Origin of the sequence: Methyloglobulus sp., assembly GCF_046714055.1 — a bacterium.
Lineage (GTDB): Bacteria > Pseudomonadota > Gammaproteobacteria > Methylococcales > Methylomonadaceae > Methyloglobulus.
Genome location: NZ_JBKKBJ010000156.1, coordinates 1 through 3,738, shown reverse-complemented (window position 1 = coordinate 3,738; position 3,738 = coordinate 1). Strand labels below are relative to the sequence as shown.

3 protein-coding genes and 1 pseudogene are annotated in these 3,738 nt (G+C 48.4%); 1 reads left to right on the top strand and 3 read right to left on the bottom strand.

The window, feature by feature from the left end; translation table 11 throughout:
* Nucleotides 1–184 precede the first annotated feature (184 nt).
* The 3 genes from dapD to ACLQ6D_RS09260 are packed head-to-tail and all read right to left on the bottom strand — an operon-like array spanning nt 185 to nt 3,006.
* The gene (gene dapD, locus ACLQ6D_RS09270) at nt 185–1,003 is read right to left on the bottom strand and encodes a 2,3,4,5-tetrahydropyridine-2,6-dicarboxylate N-succinyltransferase (RefSeq protein WP_411726998.1); all 819 of its coding nucleotides are present in this window, start codon (nt 1,001–1,003) and stop codon (nt 185–187) included.
* A gap of 11 nt (nt 1,004–1,014) precedes the next feature.
* Nucleotides 1,015–2,220 (bottom strand): succinyldiaminopimelate transaminase, encoded by a 1,206-nt coding sequence (dapC, locus tag ACLQ6D_RS09265; RefSeq protein WP_411726997.1) that lies wholly within the window; start codon nt 2,218–2,220, stop codon nt 1,015–1,017.
* Between the two features lie 3 nt (nt 2,221–2,223).
* The gene (locus tag ACLQ6D_RS09260) at nt 2,224–3,006 is read right to left on the bottom strand and encodes a M48 family metallopeptidase (RefSeq protein ID WP_411726996.1); all 783 of its coding nucleotides are present in this window, start codon (nt 3,004–3,006) and stop codon (nt 2,224–2,226) included.
* A gap of 216 nt (nt 3,007–3,222) precedes the next feature.
* Between ACLQ6D_RS09260 and ACLQ6D_RS09255 the strand changes: the two are divergent.
* Nucleotides 3,223–3,476: pseudogene (locus tag ACLQ6D_RS09255) on the top strand (transposase); the annotation flags it as partial.
* Between the last annotated feature and the right edge of the window lie 262 nt (nt 3,477–3,738).

Genomic DNA, 3,738 nt, shown 5'->3' with positions numbered 1-3,738 from the left:
CAAGCTGGACAACCCGGTCGCCGTCGTTTGACCAAATGAACTCAATAAGTAATCGCTATATATTTCTAACAGTTCTGTATTCATCCTTATAGTTTACTTCAACTATGGGTGCGTAACATGAGTTAATAACTCAATACAATTTTGTGGCTAATAGAATCTAAAGAGTGTGTATTTCTGTTACCCACTAATCCCGCAATAATTCATTAATCCCCGTCTTACTGCGCGTCCGTTCATCGACCTGTTTGATAATCACCGCGCAATACAGGCTGTATTTACCATCTGAGGAGGGCAGGTTGCCGGATACGACGACTGATCCTGCGGGGATGCGCCCATAAGTGACATCGCCAGTCATACGGTTATAGATTTTGGTGCTTTGACCGATGTAAACACCCATCGAAATGACGCAGCCGTCTTCAACAATAACGCCTTCAACAATTTCTGAACGTGCGCCGATAAAGCAGTTGTCGCCGATAATGGTGGGGCCTGCTTGTAAGGGTTCAAGGACTCCGCCGATGCCCACACCGCCGGAAAGGTGTACGTTTTTGCCGATTTGGGCGCAAGAGCCGACGGTCACCCAGGTATCGACCATCGTGCCGCTGTCCACATACGCGCCAATATTAACGTAAGACGGCATCAAGATCGCCCCTGGCGCGATATAGGAACCACGGCGAGCAACGGCATTAGGCACGACACGCACACCCGCTTTGGCGAAGTCTTCCTCAGAGTAACCGGAAAACTTGCATTCGACCTTATCGTAATAGCGGGTGTTGCCGCCGTCCATCAGGCGGTTTTCATTAATGCGGAAGGACAATAACACGGCTTTTTTTAGCCATTGGTTCGTTATCCAGTTGCCGTTGATTTTTTCCGCAACGCGGGCTTTGCCGGTATCGAGCAAGGTTAAAGTTTCGTTTACGGCATTACGGACTTCTGCGCTGGCATTGGCGGGGGTGATGTCGGCGCGTTGCTCAAAGGTATTGTTGATGATGTTTTCTAGTTGAGTCATTGTTGTTACTTTTAGTTTAAGGTGTTAATGAAATTTTTAATGCGGTGCGCACCTTCAATACACTCGGCCAATGGCGCGACCAACGCGATGCGGACATGGTTCTGGCCGGGATTGATACCGGCAAATTTGCGCGATAAGTAGCTGCCGGGCAAGACTGTGATGTTTTCTTGGGCGAAAAGTTTTTGGGTAAATTCTTCGCCAGAGAATGCGGTTTTCAGCCATACGTAAAAACTCGCTGCCGGTTTATTGATGTCGCAAACGTCACTGAGTATGTCTATAAAGGCGGTAAATTTGTCTCGGTACAGTTGGCGATTTTCTGTTACGTGGGCTTCATCCTGCCAAGCCAGGATGCTGGCCTGTTGTGTTGGCAAAGGCATCGCGCAACCTTGGTAAGTACGGTACTGGAAATAAGACCGCAAAATGTCCGCATCGCCAGCGACAAAACCGGAACGTAAGCCGGGCGCATTGGAACGTTTCGATAAGCTATGAAAAACTAGGCAGCGTTTGTATGTGGTGTTGCCTATTGCGTAAGCGGTTTGCAATAAGCCTATGGGCGGATTGTCTTCGTCATTATAAAGCTCACTGTAACATTCATCCGAAGCGATAATGAAATCGTATTTTTCCGCCAGATGGATTAGCTTTTCTTGGCTGGCTTGTGGCATCACCGCACCGCTTGGATTGCCTGGCGAACAAATATAAATCAACTGGCAGCGTTGCCATATCTCTTTAGGAACAGCGTCGAAATCAGGCAAATAGCCGGATGCTTCTAGGGTATTCAGGAAATAAGGTTCTGCACCTGCCAATAATGCCGCACCTTCATAAATCTGGTAGAAGGGGTTGGGCATGATGACGACGGGTTTATTGGCCTGTGAAGTGTCAACAACGCACTGTGCTATCGAAAACAAGGCTTCGCGTGTACCACTTACGGGCAAAACTTGGGTTTCAGGATCAATCGCTGTGCTTGGAATTTTGAAACGAAAACCCAGCCATTCGGCAATTGCCCGTCTTAAACTCAAGATGCCTTTGGTCGTGGGATAACTGCCAAGTCCTTTAATGTGTCCAAACAGGGCATCCTGAATAAACGCCGGTGTCGCATGGGCGGGTTCACCGATGGATAAGGCGATGTGCGGTTTGCCCTGGGGCGCAGTGATACCGTGTTTAAGTTGAGCCAGTTTTTCAAAAGGATAAGGGTGGCAAAGCTTTAAGCCCGGGTTCATAATTTAGGCGCAACGCGGCTGCTTACCCATGGATTGGGCTTGTTGATATAGCCCCATTGCTTGCGGCATGCGCTGTTCCAGATTTTGGATACGGGTGGCGTGTGAAGGATGGGTAGACATAAACTCCACCGTTTGTTTTCCTTGGCTCGCCTGTTCCATCTTCTGCCACAAAGAGACGCTGTACCGTGGATCAAAACCTGCTTTCGCCATTAAATCCACACCAATAATATCGGCTTCGTTCTCTTGTGTGCGTCCATAAGGCTTGAGGATGCCGTACTCCGCGCCTACGCCCAGAAGTCCGAAACCGAGCTGTCCTAATGCCGAGGTCGGCATGGTCATGGCTTGCAGTATGTTCAAGCCTTGGTTCATAGCTATTTCTTGAGAAGCCCGCTCATTACTGTGTTTGGCAAGGACATGGCCGATCTCGTGACCGATGACTGCAGCCAGTTGTTCCTGGTTATCGACCAATTTGAGCATTCCGGTATGTACGCCAATTTTATTGCCGGGCAGGGCAAAAGCATTCGGGCTGCTATCCTCAAATACCACGACTTCCCAACTACCACCGACCACCTGAGTGATGGCGTTAGCGATACAGGTGGTTGCCTGATTATATTGACCGTTATAGCTGATTTTTTTGTCTCTTTTTAAGGTATCGAATGCCTGTAAACCCATCTGGTTGATTTGTGTATCAGGCATGAAGATAAATTGGCTTCTGCCAGTAGGGCTGGTAGCGCAAGCGCTTAGTAAACAAGTAATTATTACGATAGGGAATAGTTTGCTGAACATACGCAAAAACCTACAGGTGCTGGTAAGGGGGTGGTATTTTAACGTAATTGGGTGTGTGTAAGTAATAAAGTTGCATACTGGGATGGACTGTATTCTACCCTTAGAAAACAACTGCTATAAAAACTAAACAACCACCAGCTAAACCTGGTGGGTTTATATTTAGGGCTAAAGTCCGGATACGGGTCGAAATACCTGTTCAATTCAGCTAAATCCAACCTGATGCCAGGTTGCACCGTGCTTTCTGATGGTCTGTCGTGTTTCGCGGCGGTGACCGAGGCAGGTTGCCAGCACCAAGCCATCATCGCCAGTGGCCGCATACCCAAAGACCTACCGGAATTCCTTTGGGTCAATACGATCCGGGGCAATCTCAAGACTAGCCTAGGCAGCGCTTATCATGCCTTTGATTTCGCAAAATACGCCCGCGCTATTTGGCGGTATTCGCCTATCGTTTCAACCGTCGCTTCCATCTCAATATGATCCTGATGCATCTTTTTGTGTGGCTACGGCTATCATCGGGCCTCGGTCAGACGCTTGGCTTTGGTCGGCTGAAGCATCTTGCTAATCAAGAAAACTTTTAAGTTTTGAGAGTGTTTACATAAATATAGTTTTTTAGTTTAATATAGCCTTATCCTGATACGGTGGTGGGTATGGTCATGTTGAACTGCAAGCGCTGTGGGGGCGAGCGCCTGACCAAGAACGGCGTTGTGAGGGGGAGGGTGCGCCACAAACGCA

Bases quoted from the DNA above. Each gene is read 5' to 3' on its own strand.
- dapD (WP_411726998.1), bottom strand. From the start codon at position 1,003: ATGACTCAACTAGAAAACATCATCAACAATACCTTTGAGCAACGCGCC.
- dapC (WP_411726997.1), bottom strand. From the start codon at position 2,220: ATGAACCCGGGCTTAAAGCTTTGCCACCCTTATCCTTTTGAAAAACTG.
- ACLQ6D_RS09260 (WP_411726996.1), bottom strand. From the start codon at position 3,006: ATGTTCAGCAAACTATTCCCTATCGTAATAATTACTTGTTTACTAAGC.